The organism is Janthinobacterium saanense (genome assembly GCF_014200675.1).
Classification (GTDB): Bacteria; Pseudomonadota; Gammaproteobacteria; order Burkholderiales; family Burkholderiaceae_D; genus Janthinobacterium.
Map to the genome: position 1 here is coordinate 86,413 of NZ_JACHCI010000015.1, position 15,987 is coordinate 102,399.

The following is a 15,987-nucleotide window of genomic DNA, read 5'->3' on the forward strand; positions in this document are numbered from 1 at the left end:
CCCATGCACCACCCGCCATCCCTATCGACCTCTGTCACCCCGCAGGAATTGCGCGCCTATGCGCTGGCTTGTCTGGTGGAGGCGGATCCGGCGACCAAGATAGCGATGGTGTCGGCGATGGCGCAGGCCAAACTTAGCCTTGATCCAACGGCGCCGCTAGCGCCGCAAGGACCGGTGCCTGGCCGTCCTGAGCGGCCGGAGCTGGTGCCGCCACGGCTGGTGGGGCGGCGGTCCATGGTGACGCAGGAGGGGCGGGCGATGCTGGTGCATGCGCTGGCGCATATCGAGTTCAATGCCATGAACCTGGCGCTCGATGCGCTGTGGCGGTTTCCCGGTTTGCCGGCTGAGTACTATACGGACTGGCTGCGGGTGGCGAAGGAAGAGGCGACGCATTTTGCGATGCTGGTGGCCCACTTGCAGGTGCTGGGCCATGGCTATGGCGATTATCCGGCGCATGACAGCCTGTGGGAAATGGTCGACAAGACGCGCGGCGATGTGCTGGCGCGCATGGCGCTGGTGCCGCGCACCCTGGAAGCGCGGGGGCTGGATGCGATTCCGCCGCTGCGCGCCAAGCTGGCGCAGGCGGGCGACATGGCGGCCGCTGCCATCCTCGACATCATCCTGCGCGATGAAGTGGGCCATGTGGAAATCGGCAACCGCTGGTATGGTTATCTGTGCGAGCAGCGTGGCCTGGAGTTGCGCGCCACCTATGCGGAGCTGGCGGTCCGCTATGAAGCGCCTACCCTGCGCGGCCCGTTCAACCTGGAGGCGCGGCGCAGGGCGGGGTTCAGCGAGCTGGAACTGGGCGACTTGCCTTCCTGACGGGCACGGCTTGCACGGTGTTGGCTACCTGCCTGGCCATGCAGGCAAAGGCGAGACTAAACGCCATCGCGGTTAATTCCACGGCAGCGCTCTGGCCATCGCCGTTGACCAGGTACCGGCCCAGATGCTGGCCGGTGGTGGCCCAGTTCAGCAGCGGCAAGGCCAGGCAGAGCAGGGCGGTAGTCCATAATTGATCGAGCCAGGCCAGTCGCGGACTGTTCGTGAAGGTGCGGATCACGGCATGCAGCAGGCTGGCCAGCCAGGTCAGCAAAAAGGCGCGCACTTCCCACAGTGCGCGTCCATCCCACGCTTCGGGCAATAATCGGTTGGCGTAGAAATACACGATGCAAGCCAGTGCCGTGCCGGCCAGGGCGGCCACGTTGCACGCTTCGACCACGCGGTAGACGTTGGCCGTGGCGGCGCCGAATTCCATCTCGCTTTTCTTGCGGCGCTTGACGCAAAACAAGATAGTGCCCGTGGCCATCATGGCGGTACCCATCAAGCCACCCACGAAGTACAGCCATTTCACTGCCCAGCCGCCGAAATGGGCCAAGTGCAACTGCTCCATTGCTTCGTGGCTGAACTTGCCGGCGTAAGCTGCATCATGCTGCGTGCCCTCCAGCTGCAGCACCGCGCCGGTGGCGCCATCGAAAACCACCTTGCGCGGATGGTTCAGCAAGTCGCTTGATGCATCGCCCTGCGTGCTGCGCGCGTCGAAGCGCACGCGCTGGTGCGCATCGCCGGGCAAGTCCAAAGTCATGCTTTGCGCCGGGCGCTCCATCAGGCTGGTGGCGCGCACCTGCAGGGCGGCCAGGTCGGGCAGGGCGGCCGCTAGTCCGCTGGGAAGTGCTGGCGCCAGCGGCGGCGGTCTCAGCGCCAGTTCCGTTTGATATTGTTCGTAGGCATCCTTGCCGCCATAGGTTGCTTCCATCGGCCAGGGCATGTAGCTGACATAGAACACCGACAAACCCGTGTAGACGATCATGAACAAAAACGGCAGCGACAGCACGGCGGTGGCGTTGTGCGCATCGAGCCAGGAGCGCTGGCCCTTGCCGGGGCGGAAGGTGAAAAAGTCCTTGAAGATGCGTTTATGCACCACCACGCCCGAGACCAGCGCCACCAGCATGCCCATGGACAAGAACCCGACCAGCCAATAGCCGGGCAAGCCGCCATGCAGCATGTAGTGAAAAGCCATGAAATGCCGGCCGCCCTGGGTTGCTCGTCCCCAGGGCTGGTCCAGCACGTTACCGGTGCCGGGATCCATGATCACATTGTGCCTGGAGCCATCGTCTGCCTTCCAGGCCAGCTGCATCGCATCACCTGGGCGGCCTGGCAAGTCAACTTGCCAGGATGAGGCATGCGGCGCTGTTGTGGCCAGGTAGGCGCTGGCTTGTTCCATGGCATTGCTGTTCACAACCACAGGCAACAGCGGTTTGGCCTGCATCCAGCGCGTGACCGGTTCACGGAAGACGCTGAGCGTGCCGGTCAGGAAGATGGCGCACAGCACCCAGCCGCAGAACAGGCCGCACCAGGTGTGTAGCCAGGACATGCTTTTACGGAAACTGTCCTTCACGCGCACGCTCCGTGCGGTGTCGGTGAGGGGGAAGAGGAAAGACGGGCGCTTGAAACGAGGGACATGCGGGAATCTCCAAAAGAGTGAATAGAACACACTCCCATGGAGACGCAGGGCGGGGCGCGAACCCCACCCCGCCAGTCAGATTATTGCGGACTTTTCTTGATAAACAAGGCAGTGAGCATGCCCAGCACGGCGATGGCGATCACATACCAGGCGGGCGCCAGCGGACTTTGCTTGAGCAGCAAGGTGACGGTGAGTGGCGTCAGGCCGCCGAACACGGCATACGACAGATTGTAGGAAAACGACAGGCCGGAAAAGCGTACTTGCGCGGGGAAGGCTTGCACCAGTGCACAGGGCACGGCGCCCACCACGCCCACGGCCAGGCCCATCAGCGCATACAGGGGCAGCAGCAAGTCAGGACGCGTGGACAGCGTGGTGTAAAAGAAATAGGTGCAGATGGCCAGCAGCAAACTGCCGATGAACATCAAACGCCGCGTGCCATAACGGTCAGCCAGGGTGCCGGCCACAATGCAACCCAAGGCCAGCGCGATGGTGGCTGCCACGTTGGCTTCCAGCGCCGTGCGCGCATCGAAATGATAGAGTTTTTGCAGCAGCGCCGGCGTCATCAGGATCACCACCACGATGGCGGCCGACAGCAGCCAGGTCAGCAGTATGGAAACGATGACGGCGTGTTTATGTTCACGCAGCACGGTCTTGAGCGGCATTTCAGCGGCCAGGGCCTTGCGTTGCTGCAGTTCGACAAAGATCGGTGTTTCATGCAGCCAGCGGCGCAGATACATGGCGCCCAGGCCAAAGATGCCGCCCAGCAGGAAAGGCAAGCGCCAGGCCCAGTCGGCCACCTCGGTTGGGGTGTAGGCCGTGTTGATGCCGGTGGCGACCAGCGAACCGAGCATGATGCCTACCGTCAAGCCCGCCGTCAGGGTGCCGCAGGCGTAACCAATGCGCCGTGCCGGCACGTGCTCGGCAACAAACACCCAGGCGCCCGGTACTTCGCCGCCCACCGCCGCGCCTTGCAGCACGCGCAGCAACAGCAGCAGGATGGGCGCGGCGATGCCGATGGTGGCGTAGGTCGGCAGCATGCCCATCAGCAAAGTGGGTACCGCCATCAGCAGGATGGAAATGGTGAACATGCGCTTGCGGCCCAGCAAGTCGCCAAAGTGGGCCATGACGATGCCGCCCAGCGGACGCACGATGTAGCCGGCGGCAAAAATGCCGAAGGTTTGCAGCAGGCGCAGCCAGTCCGGCGTGGAGGGCGGAAAGAAGAGCTGGCCGATGACGTTGGTAAAGAAGACAAAGATGATGAAATCGTAAAATTCCAGTGCGCCGCCCAAGGCGGCCAGCGACAGTGTCTTGTAGTCCTGGCGCGTGAGTGGCCGCGCGGTGGTGGTGGCCGGCGTGGCCGTTTTAGGGAAGCCTGTTGCTTTGTCCTGGCTATGCATATGTCCTTGTCTCGCTTTTTTCTGGGTATAGGGAAGAATCTGCCTTGTTTATAGTCGGTAGCACGGACATGACTATTGCTCCCGGCCATGGTTGGACCGGGAGCGCTGTACAAGCTCATCAGATAGCCATCAGCATACGCATTATTTACGCAGCGCAATACTAGTGTGAACAGTTTTTTTAATTGCCGTATGTCCCGTTTGTTACAAGAAGTAAGGATTTCAATGAAACATAGTATGCTAAGAAGCAGGCTGAAAATACAGCAGATAGCGTCTTACGGAGACAGTGTGCGAAGCAGCTCGCTCACGTCGGGCACGCCCAGACCCGTCACCATATCGTAGCCCTTGACGGCGTCGAAGGCGCCGTTATTGCCGATCGTGATATCGCGGAAGCATGCTGTTTTTTGCAGTGGGTACATCAAAGGCGGCAAGAAGGTCAGCGCCTGTTTGCCAGCCGCCAGCCGGGCGCCATTGATGCCGGCGCAGAAGGCCGCCCAGACGGGGGCGCTCCAGCTGGTACCGCCAAATTGCATGTCGCGCCCCCCCAGGATCACCAGCGCGCCCGTATTCGGGTCGGCCGCCAGAGCCACGTCAGGCACCAGGCGGTGATGCCGGGCTTTGCCGCCCAGGTCGCTTTGCCACGAGGGCGCGCCGAAATACGCGCTCTTGCCGCCACCACTGTCGGGCCAGCCCGTTTCATCGTTGACCGTGCCGCTGTCGGCCAGCTTGAGCGTGGTGCCGCCCACGCCGATGACATAGGTGTCGGAAGCGGGATATTCGGATTGCAGCGGGCCGTTCGAGGCGTGGCCTGTATTGTCCGGATTCGATCCTGCATCGCCGCTGGAGACAAAAACGTTGACGCCGGCGGCGGCCAGGCGCAGGTATTTCAGGTTTTGCGTGCGCAATTCGGCTGGCTGCATATAGCTTTCGCCCAGCCCCAGGCTGATCGACAACTGGCGCAGGCCCGGTTGGTCGGCCAGGTCGTTCAGGATGCGGTCCAGGCCCCGGTCCAGCGCCGTGAATTGCAGCGAACCGGTGGCATAGACGCGGATCGCCGCTTCCTGGGCGATACCGCCAGCCCATTCCACATCCAGGGTTTCCTCGCCTTCGGGCGGCGGCAGATCGGTATTGTTGACGTTGATGATGGACACCCGCGAGCTGGGCGCGGTGATGTTGTTGCGCTGCCAGAAGGCGTTCAGGTCGGCGTCATCCGGTTCGGCATCGATCAGGATGGCGATGGTCTGTCCCTTGCCCGTCAGTGCAGCATCGTCTGCGTTGTAGGCTTGCCGGATTTCATGTGGCAGGTAGGGCGGCGCGAAGTCGATATTGCTGGTCTGCGCAGGCACGCCATTGACATTGACCTTGTAGCCTGCATCGGTGCGGTTCATGGCGGGCATGCGCCGGGAGTGCTTGCGGGCATGACGAAAGGGCTGCAAGCCGCCGATCGCCTGTACCTGTCCACCGATATCCGCAGGCAGGCTGGGGGCATTGCGTGCGGCAAGATAAGTCACGCCGTTCTTGGTGACATGCACCATGGTGACGCCCAGGCTTTGCTCGATCACGGACGCGCTGGCCTTGGCAAACACGGTGCTGTTGTCGCTGGCCACGTGATCGATGGTATAGCCTTGCTGCTCCAGCCATTGCGTCAGTTTCTGGCATTGGGCGCGGTCGGTGGCAAAATCCTTCAGCTGGTCGGCATACGGGATACGCTGTCCTTCGGCCACAGCCTTGACCAGCGCCGCCTGTTTGTCGTCCGACAAGGCAAACGAAAAGCTGAGCAGCATGGGGGCGTCATCCTTGCCTGGGCCTGCGTGGTTGAGTTTCAAGCCGTTGGGCGCCAGTCCCGGCAGTTCGGGGAGCGGGAGGATGCTATCGTGAAAGACGATGCGTTGACTGTTGTTTTGATGCGATTGTTGGTTCATTGCAGACTCCTTGGTGAAGGTGACAGTAAAGTTGAAAACAAGATGCAAGCGCGGCTGGGCGTGACACTCATGGTGCATAGCGGTGCATATGACGGGATACATGCATCAGGCCGGCTACCGCGCGGCGCCGGCCATTCCTCTTTTTTGAACCAACCAGCATAGGAGCGCGCTGCGGGCGCACGATTGAGCCAGCGCAAACAAGTGCTGGGTACGGAAAGCGAGTGGCAGGCGTGGTAAATTCCATCGTGGCCCGCTTGCTTGTGGGCATAGATCAGGGAGCAACAATGGCAACAGAATGGGAATTGGTAGGACGGCTGGTGTTTTCCGCCTTGCTGGGCAGCGTGATCGGCTATGAGCGCGAACGGCTGGCCTGGGTGGCGGGCCTGCGCACGCATATGCTGGTGTGCGTGGGATCGACCCTGATCATGATCGTTTCAGCCTATGGTTTCAGCGGCGTGCTGGGTAATGGCGTGACGCTGGACCCGTCGCGGATGGCGGCGCAGGTGGTGTCGGGCATTGGTTTTCTGGGCGCCGGGGCGATCCTGGCGCGCGGCGAGATCGTGCGCGGCCTGACGACGGCCGCCAGCGTCTGGTCGGTGGCCGGCATCGGCCTGGCCGTGGGCGGTGGCCTGTACACGCCGGCGGTGGCGGCCACCATCATCATCCTGATCATTTTGGCGGGCATCAAGCCACTGGAGCAGCATTTCATGGGCAGCCGGCAAAAGCGCGACCTGCTGATCACCGCCGAGCGCGACGCGCTGTCACTCGATAAGCTGCATGAAGCGCTGGGCGCCGGCACCACGCGGGTGCAGCAATTCGTGATCCGTCAAAAAGACAGCGCCCCGCAGCTCGACGATATCGTGATCACCTTTTCGCGGGTGACGCCGGTGCAATTGCTGGCCTTGCAGAAACGACTGGAGGGCGTGGAAGGTGTGCTGCAGGTGAAAGACCCGGATGCTGCCGAGCACAGCCATTAGCCAGTGTTTTGTAGCCGCCGTTGCAATAAGGCCAGCACGGCCGCTTCTTCCGGCGACAGCGCATGCAAGTCTTCTTCCAGCTGCTGTTTCGCCCGCGCGCGCAAGCCTTTCAGCAAGGTACCGTCGAGATAAGCGTCCAGCACGGCCGGGTGCACATAGCATTTGCGGCAGATCGAGGGCGTATTGCCCAGTTTCTTGGCCACCGATACGATCGCTTGCACGATGTTTTTCTTGGCTTGCGCTTCGGAATCGACTTTCTCGAATTCATCAAGGGCCAGCGCGGCCAGCACGGTGCCCGACCAGGTACGGAAGTCCTTGGCCGTGTAGTCTTCGCCCGTGATGTCACGCAGATAGTCGTTGACGTCGCCTGAATCGATGGCGTGGCGCTGGCCGTCTTCATCAAGATACTGGAACAGTTCCTGTCCCGGCAGTTCGTTGCTGCGGGCGATGATGCGCGCCACGCGCCGGTCGCTCAGTTCGATATCGTGATGCACGCCGCTCTTGCCGCGAAAGTGAAATTGCACAGTATTGCCTTCCACCTTGACGTGGCGCGTGCGCAAGGTGGTCAGGCCAAAGGACTTGTTGCTGCGCGCATATTCTTCATTACCGATGCGCATCATCGTCAATTCCAGCAAGTGCACGATGGTGGCCAGCAGTTTTTCGCGGGGCAGGCCCGGCAATTTCATGCCGGCATCGACGGCGCGGCGGATGGCGGGCAGGGCATGGCCAAAGCTGAGCATATGTTCATACTTTGCGGCATCGCGCAGCTTGCGCCAGCGCGTGTGATACAGGTATTGCTTGCGTCCCCGCGCATCGTGGCCGGTCGCCTGCAAATGCCCGTTGGCGCGCGCGCATATCCATACATCGGTCCAGGCCGGCGGTATCGCCAGTGACTCGACGCGCGCCAGCATATTGTCATCGCGCACGCGCTCGCCATCGGTGCCGAGATAATGAAACTTGCCCGGCGTACCCTTGCGCTGGATGCCGGGCTGATGGTCGTCCACATAGCGCAAGCCGGCGCTGCGGGCGCTGGCCGGCGCCGAGGGCGATGCTGAAGTTGGTGATGCTGGTGATGCTGGTGCTTCCTTTGGCGCTCTTGCAGGCGCATTTGCTACTACCATCACTGTCTCCCTGTTGCATGCTGATCCAGATAGCGGCCAGTCCGGTTCACGTCCTGGCTGGAATGTTTCCGTAAGTCAGTAGCCGTTTCACCACCTCTTTCTGGTAGCTGCGAAACTCGCGGTCAGCGCTGATGTTGGCGAAGGCCAGTACGGCAGTCTTGCTGGCCTGGTCGAGGCAAACGATAGAGGCGGCGCCAGGGGCGTTGCCGCTGTAGCTAGCCAGGGCCGTGCCATCAAGGTCGCGCAACTGCCACACCAGCGCCTGGCGCAGCGATGGGTCGGTGGCCAGCATGGCGGCGGACATGGGCATCGCTTGTGGCGCCAAAAAGGTGTGCACGGTGCTTTCCTGCAGATAGCGCTCGCCATCGACCTTGCCGCCATTGCTGAAAATGGTCAGGAAGCGCGCAAAGTCATGCGCCGAGGTGCGCAACAGCCCGGCGGGCCAGTCCGGATAACCGACGGGCTGCAGCAATTGCAGGCCCGGGTCCTTGTCGGCATAAGGCTGAGCAAGCGTGGCGCTGCGCGGCAGGCTGGCCAGGTTCCAGGCCGTATTGTCCATCTCCAGCGGTTCGAACAGTTTGGAGTGGGTATAAGCGTCCAGGCCATCGGGCTTGATACGGCCCACCAGATAACCGAGCAAGGCGATGCCGACATTGCTGTAGCGCCACTGCGTGCCGGGCCGGGCGGCGAACGACAGCTCTGCGTCATACCAGGCGCCGCCGCGCGACAGATAGCCGGTCAGGAAGTCGCGCAGCGGCAGGCGGGGATCGCCGTGCACGGCAAACGCCCCGGTTTTTTCATACACGGTATCGGAAATGCCCGAAGTATGCGTCAGCAGATGGCGGAAGGTAATCGGTATGTCAGGAAACTTCGGATGCATCAGGGGAAAATCCAGATAGGCCGCGACCTTGTCGTCGAGCTGGAATCCGCCTTGTTCCAGCAGCATCATGATGGCCGTGGCAGTGACGAGCTTGCTGGCCGACGCGATATGAAAGACCGTGTCCGCATCGACCTTCTTGTCCGCCTGTACATCGGCCCAGCCATAACCGCGCGCAAAGACGGTCTTGTCGCCGCGCACCACGGCCACGCTCATGCCCGGCGTTTCCGTCTTCGCCAGGCCGTCAAGCATGAAGGCGTCGAATTCTTTTTCCCAAGCGAGATTGGCGCTGCTTTGGATATTGCTGGCGCAGCCGGCCTGCAGCAGGGCCAGCGAGACGCCCAGTCCCAGCACGCTTCTACGTTTCATATACTTCCTGTTTTCCCGGATAGCGTTAGCCGCCCTGCACGAGGGCGATAATTGACTATATTAGCAACATTTTACCCAAGTACGGCGCGAATTTGAGCGAACGTTGCAGATGCGTAATGTCAGGCCGTATTTACTTGCTCCAGTAGCGGTCCAGCAGTGGCTTGACGCTGAGTCCATGCATGATGATCGACAGCATCACCACGACGATGGTGATGTTGCTCAGTTCACCCGCCAGCGCGGGCGGCAGGCCATGGTGGATGGCGTAGCACAGGTAGTACACGGAGCCGATGCCGCGCACGCCGAACCAGGCGGCCAGGCCGCGCAGGCGCAGGCTGGTGCCGGACGCCAGCAAACCGAGCATGACGCTGCAGGGGCGCGCCACCAGCAGCAGGAACAAGCCCGTGGCCCAGGAACGCCAGTTCCAGGCGGCCGCGCTGATGGCGCCGCCCAGCAGCAGCACCAGGGTCAGTTCGGACAGCCGCTCAAGATGTTCCTTGAAGACCAGCGCTTCGCCGCTGACCGTCAAAGGCGCTTCCGGCTCTGCGGGCTTGGTGGCGGAACTGGCATGCACTTCCTCTGCCTGCAGCAAGCCTTGCCGGTCCTTGGGGGCACCGGCCAGTACCAGTTCCGTCTGGCGCAAGGCCACGCCGGCAAAGAACACCGCCAGAAAGCCCCAGGCCTGCATCCAGTCCGCCAGGCCATATACCAGCGCGATCAGGCCCAGGCCCGCCAAGTCGTCCAGCACCTCATGTTTTGGGTCCTTGCCGCGCAATTGCCAGCCCAGCCAGGCCAGCAGCGCGCCGCCGGCAATGCCCAGGCCGATGGCGGCCGCGCTGGCCCACAGCAAGTCGTGCCAGACCCAGCGGATGCCATTGTTCCCCAGGTCGTGCAAGCCCAGCAGGCCCAGTCCCAGCATCACGAAAGGAAAACCCGTGCCATCGTTCATGCCCGCTTCGCAGGTGAGGGTAAAGCGCAGATGGTCGCTGTCGCCGGCGCGCCGCACCTGCACATCGGTGGCCAGCACCGGGTCGGTAGGCGCCAGAATCGCCCCCAGCAGCACGCCCGCGCCCAGCGGCATGCCCAGTACCAAGGTGCAAAAAGCCGCTACCAGCGCCACGGACAGGGCCATCGACAGCCAGGCCAGGCGCAGCGAAGGCAGCCAGCGTGCCAGGCTGAACGGCACCGGCATTTTCACGCCGGCCGAGAACAGGGAAATGAGGACGGCCACTTCCGTCAAGGTTTCCAGCAGCGGCGCCTGTTGGATCAGATCGATGGAAAACAGGCCCAGGAACATGGGCCCCAGCAGCAGGCCCACGCACAGATAGGCCATCGCCGAAGTAAATGGCAGGCGGGCAATGCTGGTGGCGGCCAGGCCACGCGCCAGCATCAGGCAGCCGATCAGGATGAACCAGGCAGTGATGCTCATGGACGCCGGCCTTTCTCGGGGAAGTACAGGCGGTTCATTCTAGCGGTGCGCCGCGATCGGCAGCGCGCCACAGGTTTTCAAGCCTTGTGCAGCATGGACGGCGCGCTATCGTTCTCTGCCTGCATAGCTTGTACGCTGATCGGATCATGCGTGGCGCGCACGCGCGGCAAGCCGTGCGGATAATTGGCCGTAATAAACGCCAGCATCTGTTCGCGCACCAGGTAGCGCAGGGCAAACACCTCGTCCGAATTCTCTGCGCTGACCAGGAAGCGCACGCGCATCGCCCGTTCATTAGCGTCGAACGCGACCACCGTGCAGGCGCGCCCATCCCACTGGGGCGCCGCTTCGCAGATGCGCTTGAGTTCGGCGCGCAGCGGCTCGAGCGGGATGCTGAAGTCCAGCCACAGAAACACGGTGCCGTGCAGCATCGAGGAACTGTGGGTCCAGTTCTCGAACGGATTTTCTATAAACCATTGCAGCGGCACGATCAGGCGGCGCTCGTCCCACACGCGCACCACCACATAAGTGCCCTTGATTTCCTCGACCTTGCCCCACTCGCCATTGACGATCAGCACGTCATCGATCCGGATCGGTTGAGAAAACGCAATTTGCAGTCCGGCAATGAAGTTGCCCAGCACCGGACGCGCCGCAATACCGGCCACCAGGCCCGCCACACCGGCCGAAGCCAGCAGGCTGGCGCCGATCTGGCGCGCACCGGGCAAAGTCAGCAGCACAAAGGAAATCCCCAGCATGACCACCACGGCATGCGCGCTGCGCGTGAGCACGCGGGCCTGCGTGATCAGCCGGCGCGCCCGGATATTATCGACCGCGTCGACCGGATTGATTTCAGAAATGGTGATGCTCAGTGACTGTATGCACTGCATGGCCAGCCAGGTCAGGCCGACGATCAGCGCCACATTGGCCAGGTGCGACATGGCAACCAGGCCTGGCGTATCGTCCGGCGCGCCGGCCAACACCATGCGCAGACCGAAAATGATCACGCACAGCTGGCTGGAACGAAACGCCACGCGCGTGACAGTGGTAGTGAATGGGCGGCCATTGGCCAGTCTTGTCAGCAAACTGAGGCCGACCCGGTGCACGCCGATGGCGACCACAGTGACTAATAAGGCGGAAACCAGCACGGTCAGCGCAGAGCGCAGCGGGCCGCCCATCAGTGAGTGAAAGGTAGTGAGATCCATAGGCGAAAACTCCTTCTTAATGGTGGGATGGATGTCGGTGGGTGATGCTTAACTGGCTATTTTACGGGGAGAGGGCGGGGGAGTAAGGTACGTTACTAAACGGATAATGAAGATTGGAGCGTGTTTTTAATTGAAATGCGGGCCTGAGTCGCGGGCCCGGGCAGCCTTTGCTGGGGGCTTGGGCTGGGGCGCGCTTTTGCTCTGCTTGGACTTTTGATGGATGAGCTTGTGTTGGAATGGCAGAACTTTGCCTGGACCTTTATTTGTGCTGTAATTATTTAAAAATATTGCCTTCTGGCGTAGTAATCGATATATTTTCTTTCGGAACTCCAACTTGTTGCGAGGCATAAATTATATTGCCTATTGCCCTGAAGTATGTATTGCTATCTGCTTCAATATGCAGAGCTGCGCCAGGATAAGTGTTGAGTAAATTACTTAATTTATTTACTATCTCGTGGCGATTGGTGAAATTTTTTCCATCTATCTGAACATTTACATCATCTTTTATAATTGCTTTAATTGTGAACATGAAACCACCTTTAAATTTAAAAATAAGAAACCCTGCCGAAAAAATGAGGCAGGGTTTGCTTAAACTATGGGATCTCTCTGCAAAGATCCAGCGAAATAGTGTATTCGCGCATATTGTAGTCGTTGCACTGCGAACGTGTGACTGGATTTTTGATGCTTTTGCAAACGGCGTCTTCGAGCCACCAAGCTACATAAGCAGAGGATGTACAGGCGGCGCGAGCCTTACTCTCGCTTGGACCGGCGCCAGGTGGTGAAACCGTTGGACCCGGGCCTGCCGGTGTTTCGGGGCCGATATCGCCTTCCATATTCCCGGAAACTTCAACGGATGGGATATCGTCACACCCTTCATCGCATCCACCACTACCGCTGGCCTCACCTGGGCCTTGGTCCTCGTCTTCGTCACCAGAGCCGTTGCCGAAAGACATAGTCTTCATCTGAGATTTAGCGAGTCCAATGCCAAGCTGACGTGAAACATGTCGTGCAGCACTAGCCAATGCAGGCTTTGCATCCTCCAACACCTGGACAATGCGTTGGTTACGCGCAGTCGGGGCGTCTATAGCTGCCTTGCGTAGACCAACTATTGCTGAACACCAAAGATTATTATTGGCGAAATTTAAGCCGCAAAATAGTAAATCTTTTTCTGCAATAGCAATCCAGGACACGTTTGAATTCTTTACGTCGGTAGTTTTAAATATTGCTGAAATTTTACCGAATTGAACTGGCAATGCGAGTGTCGCACAGACGTCAGGCGACGGGCCATTCGCAGTTATGCAGGCATTCACTTTTTGGCCGCTAAGTTTAGGTCCGACCATGATCGGTTTCGCAGCGTTACCCAGTGGTGACTCTCCAAAAGCTTGGCCGCAAACAAGTGTAATGCAAAGCGGCTTACAAAAAATTTCATACTTAGCATTAATGCTCAAAAAAATTAGAATAAAAAGTTAACTACTATAGTCAACATTGCTAATATAATTAATATTGTAGGACGAATATTCACACTTTGTCATTATTGCGAATCTGTAATGATCACCATAGGGAGGTAGGATGGTAGGGGCAGTTCTGCAAATTTCAGACACGAACTCGACAACTAGCAGAATCTAAGTTGCTCTTCCGATGCAAGCTGCCAGGTAAAATCCGACTAGGCCCAAACCTTCAGCAAAGGCTCCCCGGGCCGCGAGCCTGAAAATTGGTCAGCGAGTTGTCAAACCCAGGCGCGCCGGGCGAAGACAGTACGCACCACGGCGAGCCCAAGCAACGCAGCCCTGGCCGATTCTTTTGCTCACCACTCAGGCCCGCGATTAAAGGCCTGCATTTTTCAGTTTCTAAGCCTGCAGATGGATGTAGCAAAGCCCGCGCGGCGGGCTTTGATCAGGGCTGGGTGACAGGAGGCGCAGGCGCCTGAGCCGGCTGGGCGTAGATAACTACGGGAGCTGGCGGGGGAGGAGGGGTTTTAGGGGGAACATTGTTGAGGAGGAATGTCATCAATGAAATTCCAATCACGCCTAGCCCCATGACAATACCAGCCACCCACTTGACGGTATCGGCTGTTGATTTTTGCAGTGTCGCGTCGAACTCGGCAAATTTACGGGCGAGTAGCAACTCCATGGAGCTTAGCCCTGCCGTCAACTTCGTATCGATGGCTTCTACTCGCATATCCACGCTCGTTTCAATAAGTTCGAACCTGCGCTCCACTCGTGCAGACGAGGTCGCTAATTTTGCATCCAGCTCTGCGTGTGTGACATCTGCCATTTTGGGTATGCCTGCATTTCTCTCGACTTGCTTAGCATCAGCAATTGAAGAAGTGCCAAATATGGGGTTAGTTTACGCTGAAAATTGACTTCGGATATTTGTGGTACCAATAGAGTTGCCCTTCCTAGGCAGGCTACCAAATAAAGTTTGAGTAAGTCCAAGACCCCAGCAAAGGCTGCCCGGGCCCAGCGAGCCTGAAAAATGGTCAGGGCAAGGCGCGCAGGGCGAAGACAGTACGCATGTACGGCGAGCCCAAGCAACGCAGCCCTGGCCGTTTTCTCAGGCCCGCGACTAAGGCCCGCACTTTTTATAAAGATTTGAGTTTATGCGCCTGCAACCTGCGCGACCGCCTTTTCCTCTCCCAGATTACGATACCGGTTATTGACAGCATCGCCACCATCAGTCCCATGAAGGACATCATTATCCTCCCCGGCAACCCCAGTATGCGGCCCGAGTGAAGGGGAAACTGTAGCTGCACAAAAACATCGGCCGCCGTACCTTCCCAGGGCTTATGCTGGCCGATGATCTTGCCATCCATGCCATCAATATACAAGTTGGATAGCCCCATGCCGGCCGAACCAAACTCGTCGGCGGGATCAAAAAACGAGACATTGTAAAACGAGTAGTTGCCGCCGTAATAGATGCCGCCCAGGGGCGAGGTGATGCCGCGCTGCATGGCTTCACGCCTGGCGATATTGGCCGCCTGTTCAAAGCCGATGACGGGCTTGATATACGTGCCATACGGAGCAGGTTTTTGCGTTTCATACGGGCCTGGCGTGGTTGTCGAGACCAGCGACATGACGGGGTAAAACACTTCGCGGTAGAGGTTAAGTGAAAACGAGGTGAAGGCCACCACGATGATGATGGCCCACACCCACAGGCCGCCGGCACGGTGCAGGTCGAAATTGAGTTTGTAGCCGCCTGCCGCCCAGCGCACTACCCATGACGGTTTCCAGCGTTGCCACCAGTTGGCGGCGTCGCGGTGGCGCGGTGCGTCTGGCCGTTCGCGCAGGCGGCGCGGGGTGGTCAGGTAAAACGCCACCAGGCTGTCAAGCAGCCAGACCAGGGCGACCGTGCCCATCAGCCAGTAACCCCAGCGGTCGGTGCCCCAGAAAGCGGGTACGTGCAGGCTGTAATGCAAATGGCGCAAGAAGGGCATCAGGCTGCGGCGCGACAAGGAAATCGCGGTCGAGTCGCGCGTGCCCGTGATCTGGCCCGTGACGGGGTCCACATACACCGTGTTGTAGTCGAGCAGATAGGGCTTGCCGGTGGCCGCATCCGTCAATGGGCGCACCAGAAATTGCGCCGCATGGCCTGGTTCCAGGCCCAAAGTCATGTAATTGACTTCCACCCTCGGGTCGGCCGCTTGCGCTTTTTTTGCCAGCACGAAGGGCGACAGCAGCGGCCCGCGGCCCGGCGTGTCCATGATGTCGGCGTTCAGCCATTCATCGAGTTCATGGTCCCAGGACGTGACGGCGCCCGTCAGGCCGGCCACGATCAGGAAGAGGGCGACGGTCAAGCCGGCCCAGCGGTGGATGACAGTCCAGAAAGCGCGCATGCGGTACAAACCTTTATCAAAAACAGCTTGTTGCCGCTGCCTTAGCTTGGAGTAATGGGAATCGTTCGCATTTTCCGCCCCAACAGTCTTTTTGGCAAGCGGCTTGGATTTTCAAGGTACTTCAACATGCTTTTAAATTCACAAATTTCATATAAACAAGCTTATTTTTCTTCGTATTCAGGCATTTTCAACTTGTATATACTTTTCCCCGTGGTGTTGTCCTTTACCGAAGTGCAGTTCCCCACATGTCAGGTGCTGGCGATGATCTCGCCCTGGATGCCCGGCTTCAATGGCGCCGCTGGCGGCGCGTCATCTTCTTATGCTGGCACCCGATCTGATTGCAGTACACAACGCTGGCGCATGCACAAATAGCAAGTAAGAACATCTTAAAAATAATAGTAAAAACCAA

At 59.6% G+C, this 15,987-nt stretch carries 14 protein-coding genes; 3 read left to right on the forward strand and 11 right to left on the reverse strand.

What is annotated here, in order from left to right; translation table 11 throughout:
* Window positions 1–3 precede the first annotated feature (3 nt).
* On the forward strand, window positions 4–822 hold the full coding sequence (locus tag HDE72_RS19235) for a ferritin-like domain-containing protein (protein ID WP_183743926.1): 819 nt from the start codon (window positions 4–6) through the stop codon (window positions 820–822).
* Here HDE72_RS19235 and HDE72_RS19240 read toward each other — a convergent pair.
* The 3 genes from HDE72_RS19240 to HDE72_RS19250 all read right to left on the reverse strand — a co-directional run bounded on the left by HDE72_RS19240 (window position 788) and on the right by HDE72_RS19250 (window position 5,777).
* Window positions 788–2,371, reverse strand: a complete 1,584-nt coding sequence (locus HDE72_RS19240; RefSeq protein ID WP_221291321.1) for a PepSY-associated TM helix domain-containing protein — start codon at window positions 2,369–2,371, stop codon at window positions 788–790. The two genes, HDE72_RS19235 and HDE72_RS19240, sit on opposite strands and share 35 nt — an antisense overlap.
* A gap of 170 nt (window positions 2,372–2,541) precedes the next feature.
* Window positions 2,542–3,858, reverse strand: coding sequence for an MFS transporter (locus HDE72_RS19245; protein ID WP_183743929.1), 1,317 nt, complete (start codon window positions 3,856–3,858; stop codon window positions 2,542–2,544).
* Window positions 3,859–4,130: 272 nt separating this feature from the next.
* Window positions 4,131–5,777 (reverse strand): S53 family peptidase, encoded by a 1,647-nt coding sequence (locus tag HDE72_RS19250; RefSeq protein WP_183743931.1) that lies wholly within the window; start codon window positions 5,775–5,777, stop codon window positions 4,131–4,133.
* Window positions 5,778–6,061: 284 nt separating this feature from the next.
* Between HDE72_RS19250 and HDE72_RS19255 the strand changes: the two genes are divergently transcribed.
* Entirely contained in the window at window positions 6,062–6,754 is a 693-nt protein-coding gene (locus tag HDE72_RS19255) for an MgtC/SapB family protein (RefSeq protein ID WP_183743933.1), read from the forward strand.
* Here the strand turns inward: HDE72_RS19255 and HDE72_RS19260 are convergent.
* From HDE72_RS19260 to HDE72_RS19295, 8 genes are all read right to left on the reverse strand, one after another.
* Window positions 6,751–7,875, reverse strand: coding sequence for a DNA topoisomerase IB (locus HDE72_RS19260; protein ID WP_183743937.1), 1,125 nt, complete (start codon window positions 7,873–7,875; stop codon window positions 6,751–6,753). The two genes, HDE72_RS19255 and HDE72_RS19260, sit on opposite strands and share 4 nt — an antisense overlap.
* 46 nt (window positions 7,876–7,921) lie before the next feature.
* Window positions 7,922–9,121 carry a serine hydrolase domain-containing protein gene (locus HDE72_RS19265; protein WP_183743940.1) on the reverse strand — a complete coding sequence of 400 codons (1,200 nt, stop codon included), beginning with the start codon at window positions 9,119–9,121 and terminating at the stop codon, window positions 7,922–7,924.
* A 130-nt stretch (window positions 9,122–9,251) separates the two neighbouring features.
* Window positions 9,252–10,547, reverse strand: coding sequence for a cation:proton antiporter (locus tag HDE72_RS19270; protein WP_183743943.1), 1,296 nt, complete (start codon window positions 10,545–10,547; stop codon window positions 9,252–9,254).
* 77 nt (window positions 10,548–10,624) lie between these two features.
* Window positions 10,625–11,746: a mechanosensitive ion channel family protein gene (locus HDE72_RS19275; protein WP_183743946.1), complete on the reverse strand. Its 1,122-nt coding sequence runs from the start codon at window positions 11,744–11,746 to the stop codon at window positions 10,625–10,627.
* Window positions 11,747–12,020: 274 nt separating this feature from the next.
* A complete protein-coding gene (locus HDE72_RS19280; protein WP_183743948.1) occupies window positions 12,021–12,275 on the reverse strand; it encodes a biopolymer transporter ExbD in 255 nt (84 codons plus the stop codon).
* 64 nt (window positions 12,276–12,339) lie between these two features.
* On the reverse strand, window positions 12,340–13,086 hold the full coding sequence (locus HDE72_RS19285; protein WP_183743951.1) for a hypothetical protein: 747 nt from the start codon (window positions 13,084–13,086) through the stop codon (window positions 12,340–12,342).
* Window positions 13,087–13,639: 553 nt separating this feature from the next.
* Window positions 13,640–14,020: a hypothetical protein gene (locus HDE72_RS19290; RefSeq protein WP_183743975.1), complete on the reverse strand. Its 381-nt coding sequence runs from the start codon at window positions 14,018–14,020 to the stop codon at window positions 13,640–13,642.
* A gap of 307 nt (window positions 14,021–14,327) precedes the next feature.
* On the reverse strand, window positions 14,328–15,578 hold the full coding sequence (locus tag HDE72_RS19295; protein WP_183743977.1) for a PepSY-associated TM helix domain-containing protein: 1,251 nt from the start codon (window positions 15,576–15,578) through the stop codon (window positions 14,328–14,330).
* Window positions 15,579–15,632: 54 nt separating this feature from the next.
* Here HDE72_RS19295 and HDE72_RS19300 point away from each other — a divergent pair, with 54 nt between their 5' ends.
* Window positions 15,633–15,950, forward strand: a complete 318-nt coding sequence (locus HDE72_RS19300) for a hypothetical protein (RefSeq protein WP_183743979.1) — start codon at window positions 15,633–15,635, stop codon at window positions 15,948–15,950.
* The last annotated feature ends 37 nt before the right edge of the window (window positions 15,951–15,987 follow it).

Excerpts from the sequence above, each read along its gene's own strand:
- HDE72_RS19235 (WP_183743926.1), top strand. The coding sequence starts at position 4 with ATGCACCACCCGCCATCCCTATCGACCTCTGTCACCCCGCAGGAATTG.
- HDE72_RS19240 (WP_221291321.1), bottom strand. The coding sequence starts at position 2,371 with ATGTCCTGGCTACACACCTGGTGCGGCCTGTTCTGCGGCTGGGTGCTG.
- HDE72_RS19245 (WP_183743929.1), bottom strand. The coding sequence starts at position 3,858 with ATGCATAGCCAGGACAAAGCAACAGGCTTCCCTAAAACGGCCACGCCG.
- HDE72_RS19250 (WP_183743931.1), bottom strand. The coding sequence starts at position 5,777 with ATGAACCAACAATCGCATCAAAACAACAGTCAACGCATCGTCTTTCAC.
- HDE72_RS19255 (WP_183743933.1), top strand. The coding sequence starts at position 6,062 with ATGGCAACAGAATGGGAATTGGTAGGACGGCTGGTGTTTTCCGCCTTG.
- HDE72_RS19260 (WP_183743937.1), bottom strand. The coding sequence starts at position 7,875 with ATGGTAGTAGCAAATGCGCCTGCAAGAGCGCCAAAGGAAGCACCAGCA.
- HDE72_RS19265 (WP_183743940.1), bottom strand. The coding sequence starts at position 9,121 with ATGAAACGTAGAAGCGTGCTGGGACTGGGCGTCTCGCTGGCCCTGCTG.
- HDE72_RS19270 (WP_183743943.1), bottom strand. The coding sequence starts at position 10,547 with ATGAGCATCACTGCCTGGTTCATCCTGATCGGCTGCCTGATGCTGGCG.
- HDE72_RS19275 (WP_183743946.1), bottom strand. The coding sequence starts at position 11,746 with ATGGATCTCACTACCTTTCACTCACTGATGGGCGGCCCGCTGCGCTCT.
- HDE72_RS19280 (WP_183743948.1), bottom strand. The coding sequence starts at position 12,275 with ATGTTCACAATTAAAGCAATTATAAAAGATGATGTAAATGTTCAGATA.
- HDE72_RS19285 (WP_183743951.1), bottom strand. The coding sequence starts at position 13,086 with ATGGTCGGACCTAAACTTAGCGGCCAAAAAGTGAATGCCTGCATAACT.
- HDE72_RS19290 (WP_183743975.1), bottom strand. The coding sequence starts at position 14,020 with ATGGCAGATGTCACACACGCAGAGCTGGATGCAAAATTAGCGACCTCG.
- HDE72_RS19295 (WP_183743977.1), bottom strand. The coding sequence starts at position 15,578 with ATGCGCGCTTTCTGGACTGTCATCCACCGCTGGGCCGGCTTGACCGTC.
- HDE72_RS19300 (WP_183743979.1), top strand. The coding sequence starts at position 15,633 with ATGGGAATCGTTCGCATTTTCCGCCCCAACAGTCTTTTTGGCAAGCGG.